Annotated in this window: 17 protein-coding genes; 13 read left to right on the top strand and 4 right to left on the bottom strand. The window is 62.7% G+C overall.

Annotated elements, in window-relative coordinates:
* The 13 genes from ACFOLG_RS02800 to ACFOLG_RS02740 form a co-directional block, all read left to right on the top strand.
* Window positions 1-593, top strand: a 593-nt coding sequence (locus ACFOLG_RS02800; RefSeq protein WP_386088139.1) for a DUF2345 domain-containing protein, incomplete at its 5' end; no start/stop codon positions are given.
* Window positions 590-1339 carry a DUF4123 domain-containing protein gene (locus ACFOLG_RS02795; RefSeq protein ID WP_386088137.1) on the top strand — a complete coding sequence of 250 codons (750 nt, stop codon included), beginning with the start codon at window positions 590-592 and terminating at the stop codon, window positions 1337-1339. The genes ACFOLG_RS02800 and ACFOLG_RS02795, both read left to right, overlap by 4 nt.
* A 36-nt stretch (window positions 1340-1375) precedes the next feature.
* Window positions 1376-1648, top strand: coding sequence for a hypothetical protein (locus tag ACFOLG_RS02790; RefSeq protein WP_386088135.1), 273 nt, complete (start codon window positions 1376-1378; stop codon window positions 1646-1648).
* Window positions 1645-2385, top strand: a complete 741-nt coding sequence (locus ACFOLG_RS02785) for a DUF3304 domain-containing protein (protein ID WP_386088133.1) — start codon at window positions 1645-1647, stop codon at window positions 2383-2385. The genes ACFOLG_RS02790 and ACFOLG_RS02785 overlap by 4 nt, the downstream gene beginning before the upstream one ends.
* Window positions 2386-2390: 5 nt before the next feature.
* Entirely contained in the window at window positions 2391-4274 is a 1884-nt protein-coding gene (locus ACFOLG_RS02780) for a T6SS phospholipase effector Tle1-like catalytic domain-containing protein (protein WP_386088131.1), read from the top strand.
* Window positions 4275-4289: 15 nt separating this feature from the next.
* On the top strand, window positions 4290-6146 hold the full coding sequence (tssF, locus tag ACFOLG_RS02775; RefSeq protein ID WP_386088129.1) for a type VI secretion system baseplate subunit TssF: 1857 nt from the start codon (window positions 4290-4292) through the stop codon (window positions 6144-6146).
* A gap of 9 nt (window positions 6147-6155) precedes the next feature.
* Complete coding sequence (locus ACFOLG_RS02770) at window positions 6156-6428, top strand: hypothetical protein (RefSeq protein WP_386088127.1); 273 nt, start codon at window positions 6156-6158, stop codon at window positions 6426-6428.
* The gene (gene tssG, locus ACFOLG_RS02765) at window positions 6421-7464 is read left to right on the top strand and encodes a type VI secretion system baseplate subunit TssG (protein WP_386088125.1); all 1044 of its coding nucleotides are present in this window, start codon (window positions 6421-6423) and stop codon (window positions 7462-7464) included. The genes ACFOLG_RS02770 and tssG overlap by 8 nt, the downstream gene beginning before the upstream one ends.
* Before the next feature lie 36 nt (window positions 7465-7500).
* Window positions 7501-10122, top strand: a complete 2622-nt coding sequence (tssH, locus tag ACFOLG_RS02760; protein WP_386088123.1) for a type VI secretion system ATPase TssH — start codon at window positions 7501-7503, stop codon at window positions 10120-10122.
* Between the two features lie 13 nt (window positions 10123-10135).
* Complete coding sequence (locus tag ACFOLG_RS02755) at window positions 10136-11539, top strand: hypothetical protein (RefSeq protein ID WP_386088121.1); 1404 nt, start codon at window positions 10136-10138, stop codon at window positions 11537-11539.
* Window positions 11540-11550: 11 nt separating this feature from the next.
* Complete coding sequence (locus ACFOLG_RS02750) at window positions 11551-11814, top strand: PAAR domain-containing protein (RefSeq protein WP_386088119.1); 264 nt, start codon at window positions 11551-11553, stop codon at window positions 11812-11814.
* A 31-nt stretch (window positions 11815-11845) separates the two neighbouring features.
* Window positions 11846-12919, top strand: coding sequence for a type VI secretion system protein TssA (gene tssA, locus ACFOLG_RS02745; RefSeq protein WP_386088117.1), 1074 nt, complete (start codon window positions 11846-11848; stop codon window positions 12917-12919).
* A 437-nt stretch (window positions 12920-13356) separates the two neighbouring features.
* A complete protein-coding gene (locus ACFOLG_RS02740; protein WP_386088115.1) occupies window positions 13357-16377 on the top strand; it encodes an ankyrin repeat domain-containing protein in 3021 nt (1006 codons plus the stop codon).
* Between the two features lie 16 nt (window positions 16378-16393).
* On the opposite strand, the gene ACFOLG_RS02735 is transcribed toward ACFOLG_RS02740, so the two are convergent.
* The 4 genes from ACFOLG_RS02735 to ACFOLG_RS02720 all read right to left on the bottom strand — a co-directional run.
* Entirely contained in the window at window positions 16394-16633 is a 240-nt protein-coding gene (locus tag ACFOLG_RS02735; protein ID WP_386088113.1) for a hypothetical protein, read from the bottom strand.
* A 12-nt stretch (window positions 16634-16645) separates the two neighbouring features.
* Window positions 16646-17701, bottom strand: a complete 1056-nt coding sequence (locus ACFOLG_RS02730) for an Imm72 family immunity protein (RefSeq protein ID WP_386088111.1) — start codon at window positions 17699-17701, stop codon at window positions 16646-16648.
* Window positions 17698-19272 (bottom strand): hypothetical protein, encoded by a 1575-nt coding sequence (locus ACFOLG_RS02725; protein ID WP_386088109.1) that lies wholly within the window; start codon window positions 19270-19272, stop codon window positions 17698-17700. The genes ACFOLG_RS02730 and ACFOLG_RS02725 overlap by 4 nt, the downstream gene beginning before the upstream one ends.
* A 1-nt stretch (window position 19273) precedes the next feature.
* A partial coding sequence (locus tag ACFOLG_RS02720; protein ID WP_386088107.1) for a DUF2345 domain-containing protein occupies window positions 19274-20082 on the bottom strand: 809 nt, incomplete at its 5' end.

Below are 20082 nucleotides of genomic sequence, written 5' to 3'. Positions count from 1 at the left end.
ACACCGACCAGGACGGCAAGACCGCCACCAAAGGCGAGGGATTGGCTCAAGCCGGCCAGCAGCCGCTGCTGATCCTGTCCGCCCCGGCCGGCCTGGCTGCGACGACTGACAACGCCCTGACGTTGGCCGCAGGTAGCAATATCGACCAGGTGGCGCAGCGCGACCTCAACCAGACCTCAGGGCGGCGCTGGCTGCACAACGTCGGCCAGCACATCAGCCTGTTTGTGGCCGGGGTGAAGGACGCCGTGAGCCTCAAGCTGATCGCCGCCAAGGGCAAGGTGCAAGTGCAGGCGCAGAGCGATGCCATGGAGCTAACGGCGGATAAGGATGTAACCATCAGCAGCCTGAGCGCCAGCCAGCTGTTCAACGGAAAGAAAGAGGTGCTGCTGACCAGCGGCGGCGCCTACATCCGCATCAAGGACGGCAAAATTGAACTGCACGCGCCAGGCAAGGTGAGCTTCAAGGGCGGTAGCCACGACTGGAGCGGGCCGGCAAGCATGCAGCCGCCTTCGCTGCAGTTTCCCAACACGGTATGTGTGCCTTGTCTGCTGAAAGCCATGCAGGCAGGTAGCCCGTTTGCAGCCAAATCATGATCACGCCTCGTCTGAATCCTCATGATCACACGGTGTTGCCTGCGTTGAGGCAGTGTCTTTCCAGCACGGAAGGCGTGCAGTGGTATGCACTGATAGACCATCTGTTCGTGCCAAAGCTGGGGCGAAAACTGCGCGGCAAGACAGCGGAGTGGGTCAATCTGTACCAGTCGCTGAGCGGTGGCGAAGAACAGGCCTCGCCACTGCTGCTGCCTTTGCCTCAGCCATCGCCAGCATTGGAAACACAGCTGGCGCTTCTACTGAAAACATGTAATGGCATGCCCATGCTCAGTTTCTGGGCAAGCAACCTGTCCGCGCCGGCGTTGACCGAGCATTTCGAACGCTACTCTGATGTCCGACTACAGCCGGACGACAATGTCATGATGCTGCGTTATGCCGATACCCGCACCCTTGGCAGCCTGCTGCATCACCTGGACGACGAGCAGAGGGCAGAGTGGCTGGCGCCGTTTTCCCAAGTGCTGTACTTCGATGCGCTCTCCGGCCTGCAGCAAATTACCGGCGAGAGCTCGCTGCGTATTGGTAAGGGCAAGCTCAGTCTGACCCCGTCGCAATGGAGTGCCATGCTGGACGCGAGCTTGCCCGAATTCCTATTTGACGAGTTTGCCATGCGTATGCCGACTGCCTCCCCGGCGAGTGTTTATACGGCAATACACAGCAAGCTCGCTGAAGCAAAACAACTGGGCCTGCAGGATGAAGACGAACAATTGTGCTACTGCCGTGATAGCTGAGGCGACTCCGGGCCGGGGAGTGGCAAGGGGGTTACCGTGAAACTGTGGCTGACTGGCTTGTGGCTGTGGCTGCTGACGGCGTGCGACCCGATGGTGGTTGGCGAGTCGGCGAAAAAGAAGGCGGGCGAAAAAGGGCGCGTGGGGGAGAAGGAATGTCGCAAGCTGCAGCCGAAGTATGCGATTGGGTCGATTGAAGAAAGTGCCGCTGGAATGCGACAGGCACGGGCGTGGTTTTCGGCATGGCTGTTGGGATGGTACGGATCGCGGGGATCGCGGCCAAGGTTGGCCGCAAGGGAGTATTCGAAATGAAGCAATGGATGCAGGGACTGTTGGGGCTGAGCCTGATGTGGCTACTAGCGGCGTGCGATCCGGTGGTGGTGGGAGACGCAGGCAGGAAGGCGGCAGGCGAAAAAGGGGGCGTAGCGGTATCGGTGGATGCGGTCAATTACATGCATGACTGGGATGTGCAGTACACGCTGTACGACGTGCGTAACAACGAGCCGGTAGGTGGAGCGATCGTTAGTGCGCTGGAAGGACCGGGGGGCAAGGGCTGTTGCGTGAGCCTGCCGGCGACGTGGCAACCGGGCATCAAGCTGCGGGTGGAGTGGGAGGAGGGCAACAAAGAGCTGACCAAGCCCGAGAAATTCAGTCGCGTGGTGGAGCTGCCTCGCTACGAGCAGCCCGGGGACGTGTACGTGCTGTTCTACCCGAATCAGGAGGTGGAGGCTCGGGTGTCCGACGTGGAGCCGGGCAATCCGGGCTGGGCGGGGCGAATCAAGCTGCCGGCGTGGCCGGCGTGTGTGCAGCAGCTGGGAGAGAAGGAGTGTCGCAAGCTGCAGCCGAAGTATGCGATTGGGTCGGATGAAAGATGGGCTGCTGAGTACAGGGCTGCATGTCAGCCTGACAAGGTTGTTACTCCTGAGCAGAAGAGGGCAAATGGCGGTGGAGGCTGGACAAAAGCGGGATGCGAAAAAATCCGGCAAGAGTGTTTGAGTGAATGGCAATTGGATAAGCGTATGTGCGATATCGACTTTAAGGACGAGTAAAAAGAATGACTGCACGCTTTGCTGAATATTGCCGCTCTTCTCCGTTAAAACTTGAGGATGAGGAAGTGTTGGTTGCTCGCCGTAATGAGCGTCGTCCCTCCCCTCGCGAGTCGCTTACCTGTCAGCAGGACATTTTCATCGGCGTGTTCTTTGATGGCACCGGCAACAACAAGTACCGCGATACGGCGTATTTCAAGCACAGCAATGTGGCGCGACTGTACGAGGCGTATGCGGGGGCGGCGTTCGCCGAAACGCCGAGCCTGGGCAAAGGGGGCGGGGCGAAGGCGCCGGATCTGCCTCCGGTCTGGCCCAGGGCCCTGCCTGCGGAGGAACGCCCGTATTACCGCAAGTTCTATGTACCCGGGCTGGGAACGCCATTTCCGGAACTGGGTGACGAGTCGCCGGGCTTCGGTGGCGGTTTTGCCCTGTATGGAGACGACCGCCTGGATTGGGCCCTGTTGCAGCTGGCTAACCATGTGCATGCGGCGCTGTTGGGTGGCAAGACGCTGACGTCTGTACTGGGCGAGAAGGACCTGATCAACATCATGGAAGAGGGAGATCTGGTTCGCGGCTCGCTGATCGAGCGGCGCAGCAGCCAGCTGGCGGAGAAAATTGCCCCTCGTCTCAAGCTGAAGCCCGGTATCCGCTCGGTACGGCTGTCGGTGTTCGGCTTTTCGCGCGGCGCGGCACTGGCGCGGGCGTTCTGCAACCGGGTCCAGAAAACTTACAACGGCAAGATTGGCGGCCTGCGGCTGGAAATCGATTTTCTCGGCATTTTCGATACCGTGGCCTCGGTGGGGCTGCCCAATTCCACGCCGCTGGGCGATGGCGAGATAGCCTGGGCCGACAAACCGAATCTGCTGGTACAGGGGGTGCGCCGTTGTGTGCACTTGGTGGCGGCGCACGAGGTGCGCGGCTCCTTTCCGCTTAGCGGCTCGGGCAGCAGCGGCTTCATGAAGGAGGTGGTCTACCCGGGGGCGCATTCGGATGTCGGTGGTGGCTACGTGCCGGGTGAGCAGGGGCGCTCGATCGGTACTGGCGCAGTGGGGGACGCCATGAAGCTGTCGCAAATTCCGCTGACGCAGATGTACCGCGAGGCGCTGATTGCCGGGGTGCCGTTGATTCCGGCTGATGAAATGCGTGATTTGTTGAAAAAGAACTTCGTTATTTCCGGACAAACCATTGCCGCCTTCAACGCCTACATCAAAGCCACTAGCCAGGGTGAAGGCAAGCCGGACAAGGTCATGTGGTTGACCGAGACCCAGCCGCCCAGGCCGCTGAAGGTCATCATGCATGAGCAATGGGGTTTTTATCTGCGCTGGCGCAAGTCGATGCTGGGCAAGGTGCACCAGTTGCCGGGCCTGAGCCAGTCGGGCAGCTCTGTCTACAAGCAGAAGCAGGAAATCAACGACATCCGTGTGGCGGATGAGGAAATCCGGCTGGAGCTCAAAGACATCCAGGACGAGGCGGATGACTGGGTGAAGTCGGACAAATACAAGGAATGGGCCGTTGGTGTGCAGAAGGAATGGGACGCGGCTCGCCCGGTTGCCGCTGCCGAAAAACAGTTCTTCGAATCGCTGGTGCATGACTCCCGGGCGGGGTTTACGCCCTGGACGGCGCTGCAGCGCGATGACGACGCACTGAACAGGGGGGCGGTGCCATCCAATCAGCAGCGGGCGATCAAACTGCTGGAAAACCATTTGGCATACATGAAAAACCTGAAAACCCAGTCTCCGAATCAGACAAGGCTAAAAAAAATCGAGGCGGCCGAGGCCAAACATAGTGCAGAGCTGGCCAGACTGAAGTCTGGCCAGAGTGTCAAAACGGTTTCAGGTGGCCACGAATCCTACAGCAGCTGGGGCTACCTGCGCTGGCGGGTGATCCTGTAACCCGGAATACCAGACATGCTCGAATCCCTCCTCCCCTATTACGAACGCGAGCTCGGCCATCTGCGCGAGCTGTCGGGCGAGTTCGCCCGCCGTTATCCCAAGATCGCCGGCCGCTTGCAGCTGGAAGGCGACCAGTGTGAAGACCCGCATACCGAGCGGCTGATCGAGGCGTTTGCCTTTTTGACGGCGCGGGTGCACAAGAAGCTGGATGACGACTACCCCGAGGTGGCCACCAGCTTCTTGGACGTGATGTACCCGCACTACCTGCAGCCGATGCCGGCGGCCACCGTGGTGCAGTTCGAGTGCGATGCGCAGCGGCCGGAGATCGGCAAGCGCTACCGCATCGAGCGCGGGCAGCAGGTGCTGGCGCCGGCCATCCAGGGGGTGAACTGCAAGTTCCGCAGCGTCTACCCGGTGGACCTGTACCCGCTGCAGCTGCAGGAGGCTCGGCTGGAGCTGACCAGCGGCTCGCCCTACCTGCGCGGCCTGGCGCCGGATGCAGCGGCGGTGCTTACGCTGAAGCTGCAGACCCAGGGCGGGGTGGCGCTGAACAGCATCGATCTGCAGTCGCTGCGCTTTTTCCTAGATGGCGAGCCGGCGCTGATGCACCTGCTGTACGAACTGCTGCTATCCGACGTGCTGCGGGTGCAGGCAGGCGATGGCAGCGAAGACCCGGCGCGCACGCGCATGTTGGCCGCAGATAGCCTGCAGGCGGTGGGCTTCGGCACCGACGAGGGCATGCTGGAGTACGACGAGCGCTCTTTCCTGGGCTACCGGCTGCTGTCGGAGTACTTCAGCTACCCGGACAAATTCCTGTTCATCGACCTGCTGAACCTGGCGCCGCTGGCGGCACGGCTGCAGGGCGACACACTGCTGCTGCGCATCCAGTTGCGCGATTACCCGGACAGCGAGCGCCATCACCGGCTGCAAAGCCAGCTGCAGCCGGCCTACCTCAAGCTGGGCTGCACGCCGCTGATCAACCTGTTCACCCAGCCGGGCGAGCCGATTCGCGTCACGCACCAGAAAAGCAGCTATCCGGTGCTGACCGACGCGCGCAAGCAGCAGGCCTACGAGGTGGTGAAGATCCGCCGCGTGGTGCGGGTGGAAAAATCCGGTGACGGCGACAGCAGCGAGGAAGTGCCGCCGTTCTACGCCACCCGCCACGGCAGCGGCGAGGCGCCGCGCTTCTACTGGCATGCCACGCGCGAGCCTTCGGTGCGCCAGGGTGACCGCGGCACCGACATGGCGCTGCATCTGGTGGATCTGCAGTTCGACGCGGTGCGCCCGGCGGGCGAGGTGCTGAGCCTGGAGCTGCTGTGCAGCAACCGCGACCTGCCGGAGCAGATTCCGTTTGGCGGCAGCCAGGCCAGCCAGCGCACCGATCTGCAACTGCCGGGGCACTCGGTGGTGAAGCGCGTGCGCCTGCTACGCAAGCCCGGCGCCAGCCAGCGCAGCCCGCTGGGGCGGGCGCTGCAGTGGCGGCTGATCTCGCATCTGTCGCTCAACTACATGTCCATCGTCGATGCCGGCCGCGAGGCGCTGCAGGAGATGCTCACCCTGTACAACCTGGGCGACGCTGCTGCCAACGTGCGGCAGATCCAGGGCATTGTCGGCATCGGCAGCCAGCCGGCGGTGCAGCGCGTCAACGGCCGGCACTTCGCCGGCTTCGTGCGCGGTACCGAAATCACGCTGACGCTGGACGCCGACTACTACGTGGGGGGCAGCGTCTACCTGTTCGCCTCGGTGCTGGAACGCTTCTTTGCGCTGTACTGCGCGCCCAACAGCTTTACCCGCCTGCGGGTGCATACCGTGCAGCGCGACGAGGCAGTGGCGGTTTGGCCGGCCCGCGCCGGCGAAGCGCTGGTGATCTGAGGAGCCGCCATGCAAGCCCTGATTCTGCTGGCGCCATGCCTGATCCAGCTCTGGTTTTTCCTGCATACCGCGGATGCCCCCGCCGGCCGCGCGCGCCTTGCCGCGCCACTGTTGTACGTCGGCCTGCCGCTGGTGGTGCTGCTGTACGGCCGCTACGGCATGGCTGCCGCCGTCGGCATGCTGCCGCGGCTGGTGAACTTTGCCGGCCTGGCGGCCCTGGCCTGCGGCGCCCTGTTGTTGCCGCCGCTGCTGCGGCGCAGGAGGAAGAACGCCCATGTCTGAGCACCTTGCCACGTTGGCCGCACTGCCGCTGCCGCGCCGCCAGTCGCGCGATTTGCGCCAGGCGCTGGCGCAGGACGCCAGCCAGTTCAGCTTCTTCCAGGCGGTGCGCATCCTCGGCCTGTGCGAAGGTACGCGCCGCGCACGCCGCACCCTGCCGCCGCAGCTGCGTTTTCGCACCCTGGCCAGCCTGTCGTTTCCCGCCAGCGAGCTGGTGCAGTACCGCCCGCAGGCGGAGGAGGGCGCTGCGCCGGCCGAGATGACGGTGAGCTTCATGGGCCTCACCGGCCCCAGCGGCGCGCTGCCCACCGCCTACACCGAACTGTTGCTGGAGCGGCGGCAGCAATACCGCGATGACACTCTGCATGCCTTCCTGGACCTGTTCAGCCACCGTGCGGTGGCGCTGTTCTACCAGGCCTGGCGCAAGTACCGCTTCTGGCTGGCCGAGGAGGCCGGTGAGCAGGACGGCTTTGGCCGCAACCTGCTCGACCTGGCCGGGCTGGGCCTGGGGCGGCTGCGCGGCCAGGCGGCGCAGGACGGCCTGCTGGACGAGCGGCTGTTCATCTATTTCTCCGGCCTGCTGAGTCAGAAACCACTGTCGGCGCTGACGCTGCAGACCCTGGTGTCCGGCCTGTTCGGCGTGCGCGCGCAGCTATTGCAGTTCGCCGGCCAGTGGCTGGCGGTGCCGCTGGCGGAGCAGAGCCAGTTGGGCGGCAACAACAGCGAGCTGGGGCTGTCGCTGTTTGCCGGCGACCGGCAGTGGGATCGCCAGACCCGGTTGCAGCTGAAGCTGTGCGGCCTGCGCCGCGCGCAGTTCGATGCCTTGCTGCCGGGTGGCAGCGGCGCACAGGCGCTGCAGGCGCTGCTGCAGTACGCGGTAGGCCACCAGCTGGCGGTGGACGTGTGCCTGGAGCTGGACAAACGCGATGTGCCGCCGGCGCGGCTGGACACTGAGCAGCCACTACGGCTGGGCGCCAGCAGCTGGCTGGGGCCGCAGCAGCAGGACCCGGACGATGTGCGCTACGCATTGCTGCATTAGCAGCGCTTCCTTTTTCCTTACCCGGATGGACTCATTATGTCGGTACCTTTGAAATCCCTGATCGAGCGCCTGACTCCGCCGGCGCGCCACTGCGTGGAGCAGGCGGCCAGCCGGGCGCTGGCGCGCACCCATTTCGACATCGAAATTGAGCATGTGCTGCTGACCATGCTGGACCAGAGCGACAACGCCGCCATCGCCGCGCTGCTGGCCGCTGGCGCCGACCTGCCCACGCTGCAGCAGGGGCTGGAGCGGGAGCTGGATGGCTTCCGCAGTGGCAACAGCCGCAACCCGGTGCTGTCCGCCTGGCTGCCCAAATGGCTGGAAAAAGCCTGGCTGCTGGCCAGCGCGGAGTTCGGCCAGGACAGCGTTTCCACCCTGGACCTGCTGCTGGCGCTGCTGCGTGACGACAGCCTGCGCCCGGCGGTGCAGAGCGGTTGCCCGGCGCTGCTGCAGCTGGATGCCGGCCGCTTGCTGCCGGCCTATGCCGCGCTGCGCCAGCACGGCGGCGAAGGTGCCACCGCAGCGGCTGCGGCCAACTCCGCACCCGCCGAGGCGCCCCGGGCGGCGCGCGGCGGCGCCGCGCTGGACAAATACACCATCGACCTCACCGCCCAGGCGCGCGCCGGCAAGATCGACCCGGTGCTGGGCCGTGATGTCGAAATCCGCCAGATGATAGACATCCTGATGCGCCGCCGGCAGAACAACCCCATCCTCACCGGCGAGCCCGGCGTGGGCAAGACCGCGGTGGTGGAAGGGCTGGCGCGCAAGATCGTGCATGGCGAGGTGCCGCCGGTGCTTGCCGGCGTCACGCTGCGCACGCTGGATCTGGGCCTGCTGCAGGCCGGCGCCAGCGTCAAGGGCGAGTTCGAGAACCGCCTGCGCCAGGTCATCGACGAGGTGAAGGCCTGCCCGGTGCCCATCATCCTGTTCATCGACGAGGCGCACACCCTGATCGGCGCCGGCGGCGCGGCGGGGCAGAACGATGCGGCCAACCTGCTCAAGCCGGCACTGGCGCGCGGCGAGCTGCGCACCATCGCCGCCACCACCTGGGCGGAGTACAAGAAGTACTTCGAGAAGGACGCCGCGCTGGCGCGCCGCTTCCAGGTGGTGAAGGTGGAGGAGCCGGCACCGGAGATCGCGGTGCAGATGGTGCGCGGCCTGGCGCAGGCCATGGCCGAGCATCACCAGGTGGAGATACTGGAAGAAGCGGTGGCGGCGGCGGTGCACCTGTCCAGCCGCTACATCACCGGCCGCCAGCTGCCGGACAAGGCCATCAGCGTGCTGGACACCGCCTGCGCCCGCGTGGCGTTGTCGCGCGCCGGCAAGCCGGGGCCGATCGAAGACGTGGCGGTGCTGATCGCCAACGTGGAGCGCGAGATCGCCGCGCTGCAGCGCGAGGAAGGCCACGCCGAGCGCATCGGCGAGCTGGAAACCCGCCGCGTGCAGCTGCAGGACGACCTGGCGCAGCTGAATACCGCCTGGCAGGCGCAGCAGCAGCTGGTGGCCGAGATCGACGCCACCCGCCAGCAGCCGGCCGAAAGCCGCGCCGGCAAGGGCCGCAAGCCCGGCCCGCTGCAGAGCAAGCGCCGCGCGCTGCGCGATCTGCAGCAGACACAGCCGCTGGCGTTCGAGTGCGTGGACGAAAGCGTGATCGCCGACGTGATTTCCGGCTGGACCGGCATTCCGCTGGGGCGCATGGTCAGCAACGAGCTGGCGCAGGTGCAGCAGCTGGCGCGCCTGCTGGGCGAACGGGTGATCGGCCAGGATCACGCGCTGCGGCAGATTGCCGAGCGGGTGCAGATTGCCAAGGCCGGGCTGGAAGACCCGGGCAAACCCAAGGGCGTGTTCCTGCTGGTGGGGCCGTCCGGCGTGGGCAAGACCGAAACCGCGCTGGCGCTGGCCGAGGCGCTGTATGGCGGCGAGCGCAATCTGGTCACCATCAATATGTCGGAATACCAGGAAGCGCACAGCGTCTCCGGCCTGAAAGGCTCGCCGCCGGGCTATGTCGGCTACGGCGAGGGCGGCGTGCTGACCGAGGCGGTGCGGCGCAAGCCTTACTCCGTGGTGCTGCTGGACGAAGTGGAAAAAGCGCATCCGGACGTGCTGGAGCTGTTCTTCCAGGTATTCGACAAGGGTGTGTTGGAGGACAGCGAAGGCCGCGAGGTGGACTTCAAGAACACCATCATCCTGCTCACCTCCAACGCCGGCACCGAGCTGGTGATGCGCGCCTGCGAGCATGGCGTGACGGTGGAAGGCGAAACCCGCGACCCCGATGCGGAAGACCTGGTGGAAGTGTTGCGGCCAACCCTGCAGCAGGTGTTCAAGCCGGCCTTCCTTGGCCGCCTGAGCATCGTGCCCTATTTCCCGATCAGCGACGACGTGCTGCATGCCATTGTGCAGCTGAAGCTGGAGCGCATCCGCCAGCGCATTGCCAGCAATCACGGCGCGCAGGTGGAGTTTCCGGACGAGCTGGCCGCCGCCATGGCCGCGCGCTGCCTGGACGTGGACAGCGGCGCGCGCAATGCCGACGCCATCCTCACCCGCACCCTGCTGGCGCAGATCTCCAGCGACCTGCTGGCACGCATGGCCAGCGGCAAGCCAGTGAAGAAGATTGCCGTGGCGCTGAAGGGCGAGGCACTCAAGGTGCGCGTGAGCTAAGGGGGCGGGCACCATGTTGAAACTGCTGGCCCTGCTGGGCCTGTCCACCACGCTGTGGTGGGCGGCGTTGTGGCTGCTGATCCCGGTGCACTGGCAACAGCTCAGCCCCACCGTGATGCTGCTGCTGCACCTGCTGCCGCCGCTGTTGCTCACCGCGCTGGTGCAACTGTGGCGCCAGCGCCAGGCGCGGCGGGAACAGGCCGCCGCCCAGGCGCAGGCCGATGCCGAAGCTGCCGAGCAGCAGACCCGCCGCGACGAAGCGCGCGAGCGCCACCACAGCGAGCTGCGTGAACGGCAGCAGGTGCTGCACTGCCGCTGGCTGTGGGTGCAGGCGCTGCCGCAGCGCGACGAGCCGGCCTGGCTGGACGAGCTGCCGGAGGCCTGCGCCTGGCAAGCACTGACTGAAGATGAACTGGAGGCCGGTTCGCCGCTGGATAGTCTGCAGCAGGTGGCGGAGGAGGGATTGGCGGCGCTGTACGAGGAACTGCCGGGGGCCGCCGCGCTGCCGCTGTTGCTGGAAGTGCTGCCGGGTACCGGCGGCATGGAGCAGGTTGGCCGCATCAAGCAATGGCAGCAGCAAGCCTGGCAACAGCAGCAGGGCGATGCGCCGCAACCGGCCAGCGACTGCCGCTTCCTGCCCGGCAGCGGCACGGTGGCCGACCGTGTACAGCAGTTCCTGGCACAGGATCCGGAGCTGCCGGGCGCGGTGCTGCTGGCGCTGGATGCGCCGCGCGCGGCATGGAGCCCGGACGACGAAGCCGACGACGCCACCCGCCAGCAATGGCGCGAACAGGGCCGCCCGGGGGCGGCGGTAGTGCTGCTGCTGTTCCTGCGCGCCGGCCTTGCCGCGCCGGCCAGCGATGCCCAGGCCGCCGCCGATCCTTATCAGCCGTACTGGGAACGCGACCCGGCCAGCGTCAATGCCGGCTGGGGCCGGGTGCCGGCCGGTGCGCAGCAAGGGTTGGCCGCATTGCCGCTGCTGGCCTGCCTGGCGCAGTCCGGGCAGGGCACGCTGGGCCGCCCGGGCACGCTGCAACTCACCCGCCAGCTGCAGCCGCTGCTGGACAACGCGCTGGTGAACGCCGCGCTGCTGGACTACCCGTTCAGCGCCGAAGACGCCGACCCGCAGCGCAACCAGGCCGACAGCGTGGCCTGGCTGGTGCACAACGGCGGCGACGTCGACGCGGGCGGCGTGCGCATGGCGGCCATCGGCAGCAACCTCACCCGCCACCAGATCGGGCTGGACCCGGTGGACGAGGCCAGCAACCTGGTACGCGAGTGGGGCCATGTCGGCGCCGCCGCGCCGGCGTTGCTTACCGCGCTGACGGTTACCCACTGTGCCCGGCTGGCCGCGCCGGCGGTACTGGCGCAGTTCCAGCAAGATCACGCCGCGCTGTCCCTGGCGCGGCCGGCCTGAAGGAGCACCATATGAAACGAGTGATTCGACTGGGCGACCCCACCAGCCACGGCGGCCAGGTGGTCAGCGCCGCATCCACCACCACGCTGTTCGGCAAGCAGGTAGCGCTGCTGGGCGACAAGGTGACCTGCCCGCAGCAGGGCCACGTCAACTGCACCATCGTCGAAGGCGACGGCAGCTGGCTGGTAGGCGGCAAGCCGGTGGCGCTGGAGGGGCACAAGGTCAGCTGCGGTGCCGCGCTGATTTCCACCATGCCGGAAGTGGGCAAGGGCTAGCCCGCCACCGCAACAATACTAGGTAGAAAAAATGACACTGGAACAACTTCTGGCCCCGATCGCGGGGCCGCAGGCGGCTGGCGAGGACATGAGCTATTCGGCGCTGTTCGACCAGATCCGCGAGGCGCGCCGCAGCGACGACCCGTCGCTGGCGCAGGGCGACTGGGAGCAGACACTGAAACTGGCCGAATGGCCCAGGGTGGTCAGGCTGAGCGAACAGGCGCTGATCGAACACAGCAAGGATCTGCAGCTGCTGGTGTGGTACGCCGAGGCGCAGGTAAAAATAGGGGGCCTGGCCGGCCTGCAGCTGGCACTGGCGGCGCTGGGTGGCTGGCTGCAGCAGTACTGGGACAGCGGCTACCCGGAGCTGGACCCGCACGACCTGGACGAGCGGCTGGGCAAGCTGGAATGGCTCAATCTGCAGCTGGGGCAGGCGATACGCGAACTGCCGCTGACGCGGCCGGAGTTCGGCGGCTACAGCTGGCTGCAGTGGCAGCAGTCGCGCGAAGTGGAGAACCTGGGGCTGAAGAACCCGGACGCGCGCGAGGCAGCCATTGCCGAAGGCAAGCTGGCTGGTGACATCTTCGACAAGGCCGCACAGCAGTCGGGCGCCGCCTGGTTCCAGCAATGCATGGAACAACTGGTGGCGGTGCTGCAAGCCTACGAGGCGCTGGATGAGGCCATCGTGCAGCGTTTTGGCGAGCAGGCCCCCAGCCTGGCCGAACTGCGCAATGCCATCTATGCCTGCCAGGATCTGGTACTGCGCTACCGTCAGCAACTGGGCGGCGGCCCGGCCGGCAGTACGCCGCCTGCCACTACCGTAACCGAGGAGAAGCCCGTGAATCAGCCCGCTCCCAGCCCCGCCCCCGTGGCCGCCCCGGCCGTGGTGTTCAACGGCAGCATCGCCAACCGCCAGCAGGCGGTACAGATGCTCACCGAGGTGGCGCGCTACTTCCGCCACAACGAGCCGCACAGCCCGGTATCGCTGCTGGCGGAGCGTGCCGCGCGCTGGGCGGAAATGAGCCTGGAGGAATGGCTGCAGCACGTGGTGAAGGACGATTCCACCCTGCGCCAGCTGCAGGAGTTGCTGGACGTGAAGCAATGATGAGCGCTGAGGGGTGCAGCCGGGTCGACCCCAAGCTTGATGGTTGGCCGTAGTGATTGCTAATAATCCGTTATTTTTCAGATGCTTTTGCACATTACATTGCACTTCTCAATTGCCCTGAATTTTCTGTTTTGCCCTGTTATTCCTGCTCAGAGTGCTGAATATGATGAGCGTAGGGTAAGCCAAAAATACAAATAACTGGTTTTGCAATATTTGTATTTTTATATTGTTTTGTTTTTTGTATTGAGTGATCGTTTCATGGTGCTGGGTGGTTAGGTAATTTTTTTATTGAATAAGGTGTTAAAGCTAGGGTGGCTGACTTTGTGTTTGTTGTCATTTTTATAATTTTGTGAATTTAAAATGAAGTTTTAATAGTAGATGTTTCATATGTTTTCAAGGCAATTTTCTATATTGATTGTCAAGACAAGAAGGCTTTCATGAGAAAAATTTTTATTTCCGGAGGGGCGCAGATGCCCTACCGCTTTCCTATGATCCCTAGTAGTGCGGTGATGCTAATTTTCTTTGCTTTTTTGGGGGTGTCTCCTGCGGTTTCATCTCCTACATCACCGACTACAGCGACTGCATGTAATTGCACGGAACTCTATCGTGAGTACACGCGAGCGCCGACAGACGATGTCCGAGCCCTATTTCAAGCGGCTGCAGATGGAGATGAGGTGCGCTTTACCGAGTTGATTAGCCGGGTTCCGGATATCGCTCTGTATGCGGTCAACGGGAAACCCTTGCTGGATGTACTGCTGTCGCCTGCAGCCAAACTGTTTCACCCCAATGAGCACTGGTATGACTGGTGGGATTTACCGAAAGCGAGAACACAGGAAATAGTGGCCATGCACGCCGCCATGTTGCCTGCCAAGACACGGATGCTGGCGCTGGCACTACAACATGGTGTCAGCGTGCGGGATACCACCTACCAGGCGCGTCGGTTGCCTCTGCATGCGGCCATTGTCTGGGGATCACCAGAGATGGTGGGCCTGTTGCTGTCCCACGGTGCCGATGTCAATCAGGCTGGGGCCAGCGGGCAGGCGGCGCTTGAAGTTGCCCTTGATCCTGAGTTTTCCCGGCAGGGAAATTTTTGGCCAACGTTTGTCACGCCGGAAAATCGCAGTGTGATGATTGGCATGTTGCTCAAAGCGGGAGCGCAGCGCCCGTTCACCGAGCTTGATACTGGTCGCCTGGAGAAAAAGCGCATCGAGGCGGATTACCGACTGTGGCCAGCGGTAGCTGCAATGACACGCGGCGAGGAGGTTATGCAGCAGTTGTTGGTGCTTGGTACCCGCCCGGCTACCGAGGAAGGGTCGGACTCGGCACTGGTGAAAGCTGCGCGCACAGGCAATTTGGGAGGGGTACGCTGGCTTAAGCAGAATATGCCTAGGATGATCAACATCTCGCGCCGGATCGCGGGAGGCTGGAAGAACGAACCTTACGATCTTTGGTCGGGTGCCGCCAGCTGGGCCTTATATCCGTACACAAGATTTGGTGCGCCTGGTGCGAGCAGGGACGAAATCCTGTCTCAGTTGATTACCCAGGATACGCCTTGGCTCCAGACCAATGAATTGTCGTCCCGTAAATGGGACAGCTTCGGTAATGGTGACCCTTCGCCGCCACAGGCTGGCCAGACGCTGCTGCACCATCTTGTCCATACTGGCGCCGAGGAGTGGGTAACGCGAGCCGTGCGCATGGGGGCTCCCGTCGATGGTGCGCCTGACAACAGTAGAACGCCACTGGTGCAGGCTGTTCAGGATGGCAATATCGCGATGGTTCGGCGCTTGCTGCACTTGGGAGCGAACCCACTAGGCAGTGAGCTGGAAAAGTCTCCGCTGTTTGAAATCGTCAAGCCCTTGTGGCGCCCGCACGTGCCTACGGAGGAAGAGGCAGAGCGACAAGATGAAATCCGGCAGAGCATGCTCGAGCTAATGTTGGCTGCGTTGACGCCCGAGCAGAAAGCGCTACTCGCCGAGCCGGCAAGCTCCCCTTTGTCAGCTGTTCTCGACGGGCCACGTGAGCCGCAAGGTGGGCTGGTACGTGTGCTGCTCGCTGCTGGATTGCCTTTGCCTCCAGTGAACGGAAACAGCATCGTAGCGATCATGCGCTCCGAAGATCCTAACCTCGTGCAGGTTTTGCTCGATCATGGTTTGCGCGTGCATGAAGTAGAGGGGACGTATCGTCCGGTACTGGTTGAGGCGCTGGGGCAAAATGACCTGATTCTGCGCCTGCTTGAGGCCGGGGCGAACCCGAACTTGCCCGATCAGAGAGGTATGAGTGCCGTTGCCTGGGCGGTTCTCCGTGGTGATGTCGCTGCGCTGGATCTGTTGCTTGCCAAGGGCGGGCGGCTTGAGTCCGCGGTACAGGGAAAGCCGCTGGATGCGCTGCATGAGTTGGCGTTTGCCTCCAGAAGTGACGCTATGCTGGCTCGCCTGGGTCTGCAGGAGGCGGATCTGGCGCCGCTATGCTTTGCAGACAAGTGGGATCTTATTGCTATTGCATTGGATAGTACTGATAGCTATTGGGGCAAGCTATTGCAGCGTGGGTTTGGCAAGGCGTCAGGCCCTGGCTGCTCCAAGCAGCCTAGTAGCGAGCGCTTAATCGATGCCTTGTTGTCGGAGCCTGAAGGATACGAGGCGGGGTGGAGTGGTGAACGTCTGACCAAGCGTTTGGCCGCGCTGGCGAAAGTAGCACGGCCTACCCCGCAGGCAGGGCAGGCGCTAATGGCATCAGCGTTTGCCGCCGGTCGACAAGATGTTGTTTCCGCTCTGAAAGGCATTGGCGTTGCTGTGCCGGTGACTACACGGCAAAAAGCCGCAACGGCCACACTAACGGCGGCCGAGTGGGCCGCCATGCGCAAACTGGCCGGGAATTACTATCTGCGCGGTGTGACAGAAGTGGGCTCACAGCTGCGCTTGAATGCTGACGCCAGCTTTTCATTCATGCTGGCATATGGTGCGCTAGATCAGGCCGCCAGTGGGCAATGGCGCTTGCAGGGCGGTGAAGTGCAATTCCAGTCACCAGACAGCGCTGAGTCGCCAGATTGGCAGCCTTACCAACGGGGGAAAACCTCTAGTGTGGACAGCACTGTGTTGGCCAGTCAGCTCCGGGTACAGGTGCGCTATCGCAAGCGCCCGATTGACGGGGTGACGGTAACTGGGTTTGGCTGTCAGGCACCACAACGGGCTGGAGGGAAAACCAGCTCAGGGGTATGGCAAGGGCAAATCAGTGGTCGGCTATGTCAGATTGTGCTGCGTCACCCAAGCATCCAGCGCGGACGGGCCTACGTTTACGAAGTGCCGCCTAGTGAGCGTACCGCAGATGTGCGTGATTTTGTTTTTGAAGCCGAGCCAGGCAAGCAGGACACCACTCAGCCGTTCAATGTGCGGATGCAGTATGTGAATGGTGCGCTGGTTTGGTTGAACAAAGGCCGGCACTGGGAGTATTTCAAAGAGTGAGTTTGGGCAGGATTGCCTACAGGAGCCGGGGCAGTCCAACAAACATATCAAACTGTCTGGCGTAGTGCGCCCACACGGTGTAGCTGGACCATTTTTGCAGCAACCAGAACAGGCGGCGGCGGTTGTGTTGCAGATTCATCTTGCGGTTTCCTTCTGTTTGCCCTGATTGCAGGTGCGGCGGTGCCGCAGACAGTCGCTGCACACGACGCAGTTTCTGGCAAAAGGCGGCGACGCTCGCAAACAGGGAGAGAGGCATTGCGGCCAACCTTTACTCCGCCTCGCGGTACCAGATGGTGGCGCCGTAGCTGCTGTCCGGGAAATCCGGCATTCGTTCGCCCTGGGCAAAGGCACGACGGCCGTCGGGTTTGGCCGGCGTCCACCAGGTGCCGGCCTGCGGGCAGGGGTGACCCGCTTCGCAACGGCCGGATGATGGTATGGGAGGCGCCATGCCTTGCGCTGCAACAGGCTCTTGCGGCGTGATGACGGGGTTGAAGTAGAAAGATTCGTCCGGAATCACGCCATCGAGGTAGCGGGTGTCCTCCCACACCAGGCGCCAGGTGGCGGGCAACACATACTGCTTGCCGGGATTGGGGTCCTGGCTGAACTTCTCAAAATCTTTGATCCACGGTGCGACCGCGCCTTTGACGAAATAGTTGAGACAGTCGGTCTCGCCTGGCGCGCGATGTGGCAGTACTAGTTCCCAGATGCCATCGTTGGGGATGCATTCGCCGCTTTCAACGAGAATATTGGTGGAAGGGGGGGGCTCGGGCGTGGGTTCGGGCCAGGGGCCAACCTCTTGAATCATCCCCTGAAAATAGCTTTCAGGAAGACATTCAGAATTTCGATATGCGACAGGATGCCAATTGGCATAGGTTGGGCGGGACTCATAAACGAATTCGGCGCCTTGCAGTATCGCCGCCTCCTTCAGCAGGCGCAGCTGTTCCAGCCGCTTAGTCCACACCGTATAGAGTGGTACGCCACGTTCGCCACCGTCGTATTTGTTGATTTCAGCGGAGGTAACACCTTCCATTGCCCTAAAAGAGGCCCCCTCTGCCTCCCCCAGATAGCCGTCCTCGCGTTCGCGCCATACCGAGCGGTCGCCTTTTGCCAGAGCGGCCAGACCTTTCGGGTACAGATCCTGCGCCAGGTAGGCAAAGCGCACATTGTATTCGGGCGGGCGTTCACCGTCCGGCCAGGTGGCCAATGCCTCTTCGTAGGCCTTGACGAAGACGTCGAACTGCTTGGCGTAGTGCGCCCACACGGTGTAGCTGGACCATTTCTGCAGCAGCCAGAACAGGCGGCGGCGGTTGTGTTGCAGATTCATCTTGCGGTTTCCTTCTGTTTGCCCTGATTGCCGGCGCGGGCGGCCGCAACGGGGGCGCTATTGCTGACCTTGGATTTGATTTCGTCGGTTTCCAGCTGGCGGGTAATGGCGTGGCGCGACAGGTCTTCGCCACCTTCGGCGTAGCCGTACTTGCCCTCGACCTCGGTCCAGCTGGTTTTCCTGACCTCGATCCTGACGCCCATCACCTCACCACTGCCCAGCTTGCCGGCCTTGGCGGCCTCGCCCAGCTCGGTGATTTTTGTCGCCAGCGTGGCAGGCAGGTCGTTCATGCCGACCTGCTTGCCGCCTCCTGCCAGAAACTGGTTCTTGATCTTGTCGCCAAACTGTTCGGCGATGCTGCCGTGCCAGCCCTTGAGCGCCTGCATCAGTTCCGGCTCATGCTGGATGCGGGCCAGCGGCGGAAAGGTGACGAGGACAATCAGGCCGTTGGCGTTCCACTCGTCCAGCACCGCCGCCATCTCGCGCCACGCCTTGGCATTCTGCGGGATGGCGCCGGCACCCCAGAAGTAGCCCCCGGCATTGGATGGCCCGGCCAGCTTGCCGCCGGGACCAAAGGCGCGGTAAATGGTCTGGCCGGCAAACTGCTCTGGCCCCCAGGCAGCAATCTTGCCGCTGAAGGTGCACAGCGAGTTGTAGTACTTGGTTTTCCCGTGACCGGGTAATTCAACCTGTTTACGCAACAAATCCGGCCAGCCTTCGGCAATCTTGCTTCGGTCGAACCAGTCGGCAAGCTGCTTTTGCACGTCGGGATCGGTCAACTTCCCCGACAGCAAATTCTGCGGCCACTTACCCGCCTTGATGGCGGCTCGTACTTCATTGCGTAACATCAGGGCTTCGGCTTCGCGGGTTAAGTTTTTTTGGCCAGTAGCCAGGGTATGAACCTCTCCCTGATACACCAGCTCTTGCAGCACCTTTAGTTTGGCATTCAATTCCTTGAGTGCCTGCGGGATCATCTTTCCGCCAAGGTCACGAAGCGTCAGTAGCCCCGTTTGCACACGCTGCAGCTTGGTGCGCATATCGCCTGACAACAATTGTCCAATCCGTGATTTGAGCACTTCGCTTATCGTGTCGGCGATGCTGGTGCAGAAATCGGTGAATTTGCCGATCAGCTCATTCTGATATTTGAGTACGTCCAGTTGTTTCAGCCATTTTACGGCGTTGCCACGGCCCATACGGTTTAGAAACTGAATAGTCTCTGTAAGTACCTTGCTATTTTCGGCTGCATTTTTCCCCACTTTCAAAGCCAGACGGCCAACGCCCTTGATCACTCCACCTGCTACAGGGATCAGGGCAAAGAGCAGGATTACTAGCAATACCCATTCGAAGACTTGTTCTCGGCGTTGCGGTTCGTTGCACAAACGGATGGTTACTGCGATTAAGTCCCGTACGGCGGTGGCGTCACCAACTAAAGGGATCATGCCAATTACGGCATCCACGATGATTTGTGATGTTGTTTGCCGTTCGTTGAAAGCGCCTTGCGCCGTGCCCCAAATCCAGTCGCTGGTTTCTGCTGCGATGCTCTTAATTTCGGCCAAGCTTATTTCTGCCATCTCAGGCTCCTCCATGCTTGGCGATCAGTTTTTGGATGTCGCCTTCAGATAGCTTGGATTTGTACTCAGGATTAGGTTGTTGATCCTTACGTTTGTATGATCTTGGATCAGGTCCAAATACCACCCGAGCTGCGCCTGGGGGCACTTCATTCAGATGCGCTTGTCCGTCAGCATCGAGCACTCCCTTACGGACACTGCCATCCGCAAAGGTGGCCGTGTATGCCGCTCCTGGCAGGGGTTCTTCGTCGTGGTATTCACGTTTGATATGTAATTGTGTTTGTCCTACAGGGAGGGTGGGTGGGGCTATTTTCATACTTGCCGGTCCGCTCAACGCATGCTCCGCCCCCTTCACGCTTACCGTGCCGGGGCAGTGGATGTCGATGTTGCCGCCGGAGAGCTTGATGTAGCCGCCGCCGCTGGTGAGCAGGATGTCCTGTTTGGCGCTGATCACCACCTTGCCTTTGCAGGAGGTAATGGTGACGTCCTTATCCGCCGTCAGTTCCATGGCGTCGCTCTGCGCTTGCAGCTGCACCTTGCCCTTGGCGGCGATCAGTTTCAGCGTGACCCGGTCTTTCACCCCGGCCACGAATAGGCTGATGTGCTGACCGACGTTGTGCAGCCAGCGTCGGCCGCTGGTCTGGTTGAGGTCGCGCTGCGCCACCTGGTCGATATTCGTGCCTGCGGCCAACGTTAAGGCGTTGTCGGTCGATGCGACTAATCCAGCTGGCGCGGACAGGATCAGCAGCGGCTGCTGGCCGGCTTGAGCCAATCCCTCGCCTTTGGTGGCGGTCTTGCCGTCCTGGTCGGTGT

Source organism: Vogesella facilis, from assembly GCF_042648525.1.
In the GTDB taxonomy this organism is placed as follows: Bacteria; Pseudomonadota; Gammaproteobacteria; order Burkholderiales; family Chromobacteriaceae; genus Vogesella; species Vogesella facilis.
The sequence above is the reverse complement of the archived record's forward strand: the minus strand, read 5'-3'. Positions and strand labels throughout refer to the sequence as shown.

What these genes read in the sequence shown, in the direction of transcription:
- ACFOLG_RS02795 (WP_386088137.1), top strand. Translation starts at nt 590, where the DNA reads ATGATCACGCCTCGTCTGAATCCTCATGATCACACGGTGTTGCCTGCG.
- ACFOLG_RS02785 (WP_386088133.1), top strand. Translation starts at nt 1,645, where the DNA reads ATGAAGCAATGGATGCAGGGACTGTTGGGGCTGAGCCTGATGTGGCTA.
- ACFOLG_RS02780 (WP_386088131.1), top strand. Translation starts at nt 2,391, where the DNA reads ATGACTGCACGCTTTGCTGAATATTGCCGCTCTTCTCCGTTAAAACTT.
- tssF (WP_386088129.1), top strand. Translation starts at nt 4,290, where the DNA reads ATGCTCGAATCCCTCCTCCCCTATTACGAACGCGAGCTCGGCCATCTG.
- ACFOLG_RS02770 (WP_386088127.1), top strand. Translation starts at nt 6,156, where the DNA reads ATGCAAGCCCTGATTCTGCTGGCGCCATGCCTGATCCAGCTCTGGTTT.
- tssG (WP_386088125.1), top strand. Translation starts at nt 6,421, where the DNA reads ATGTCTGAGCACCTTGCCACGTTGGCCGCACTGCCGCTGCCGCGCCGC.
- tssH (WP_386088123.1), top strand. Translation starts at nt 7,501, where the DNA reads ATGTCGGTACCTTTGAAATCCCTGATCGAGCGCCTGACTCCGCCGGCG.
- ACFOLG_RS02755 (WP_386088121.1), top strand. Translation starts at nt 10,136, where the DNA reads ATGTTGAAACTGCTGGCCCTGCTGGGCCTGTCCACCACGCTGTGGTGG.
- ACFOLG_RS02750 (WP_386088119.1), top strand. Translation starts at nt 11,551, where the DNA reads ATGAAACGAGTGATTCGACTGGGCGACCCCACCAGCCACGGCGGCCAG.
- tssA (WP_386088117.1), top strand. Translation starts at nt 11,846, where the DNA reads ATGACACTGGAACAACTTCTGGCCCCGATCGCGGGGCCGCAGGCGGCT.
- ACFOLG_RS02740 (WP_386088115.1), top strand. Translation starts at nt 13,357, where the DNA reads ATGAGAAAAATTTTTATTTCCGGAGGGGCGCAGATGCCCTACCGCTTT.
- ACFOLG_RS02735 (WP_386088113.1), bottom strand. Translation starts at nt 16,633, where the DNA reads ATGCCTCTCTCCCTGTTTGCGAGCGTCGCCGCCTTTTGCCAGAAACTG.
- ACFOLG_RS02730 (WP_386088111.1), bottom strand. Translation starts at nt 17,701, where the DNA reads ATGAATCTGCAACACAACCGCCGCCGCCTGTTCTGGCTGCTGCAGAAA.
- ACFOLG_RS02725 (WP_386088109.1), bottom strand. Translation starts at nt 19,272, where the DNA reads ATGGCAGAAATAAGCTTGGCCGAAATTAAGAGCATCGCAGCAGAAACC.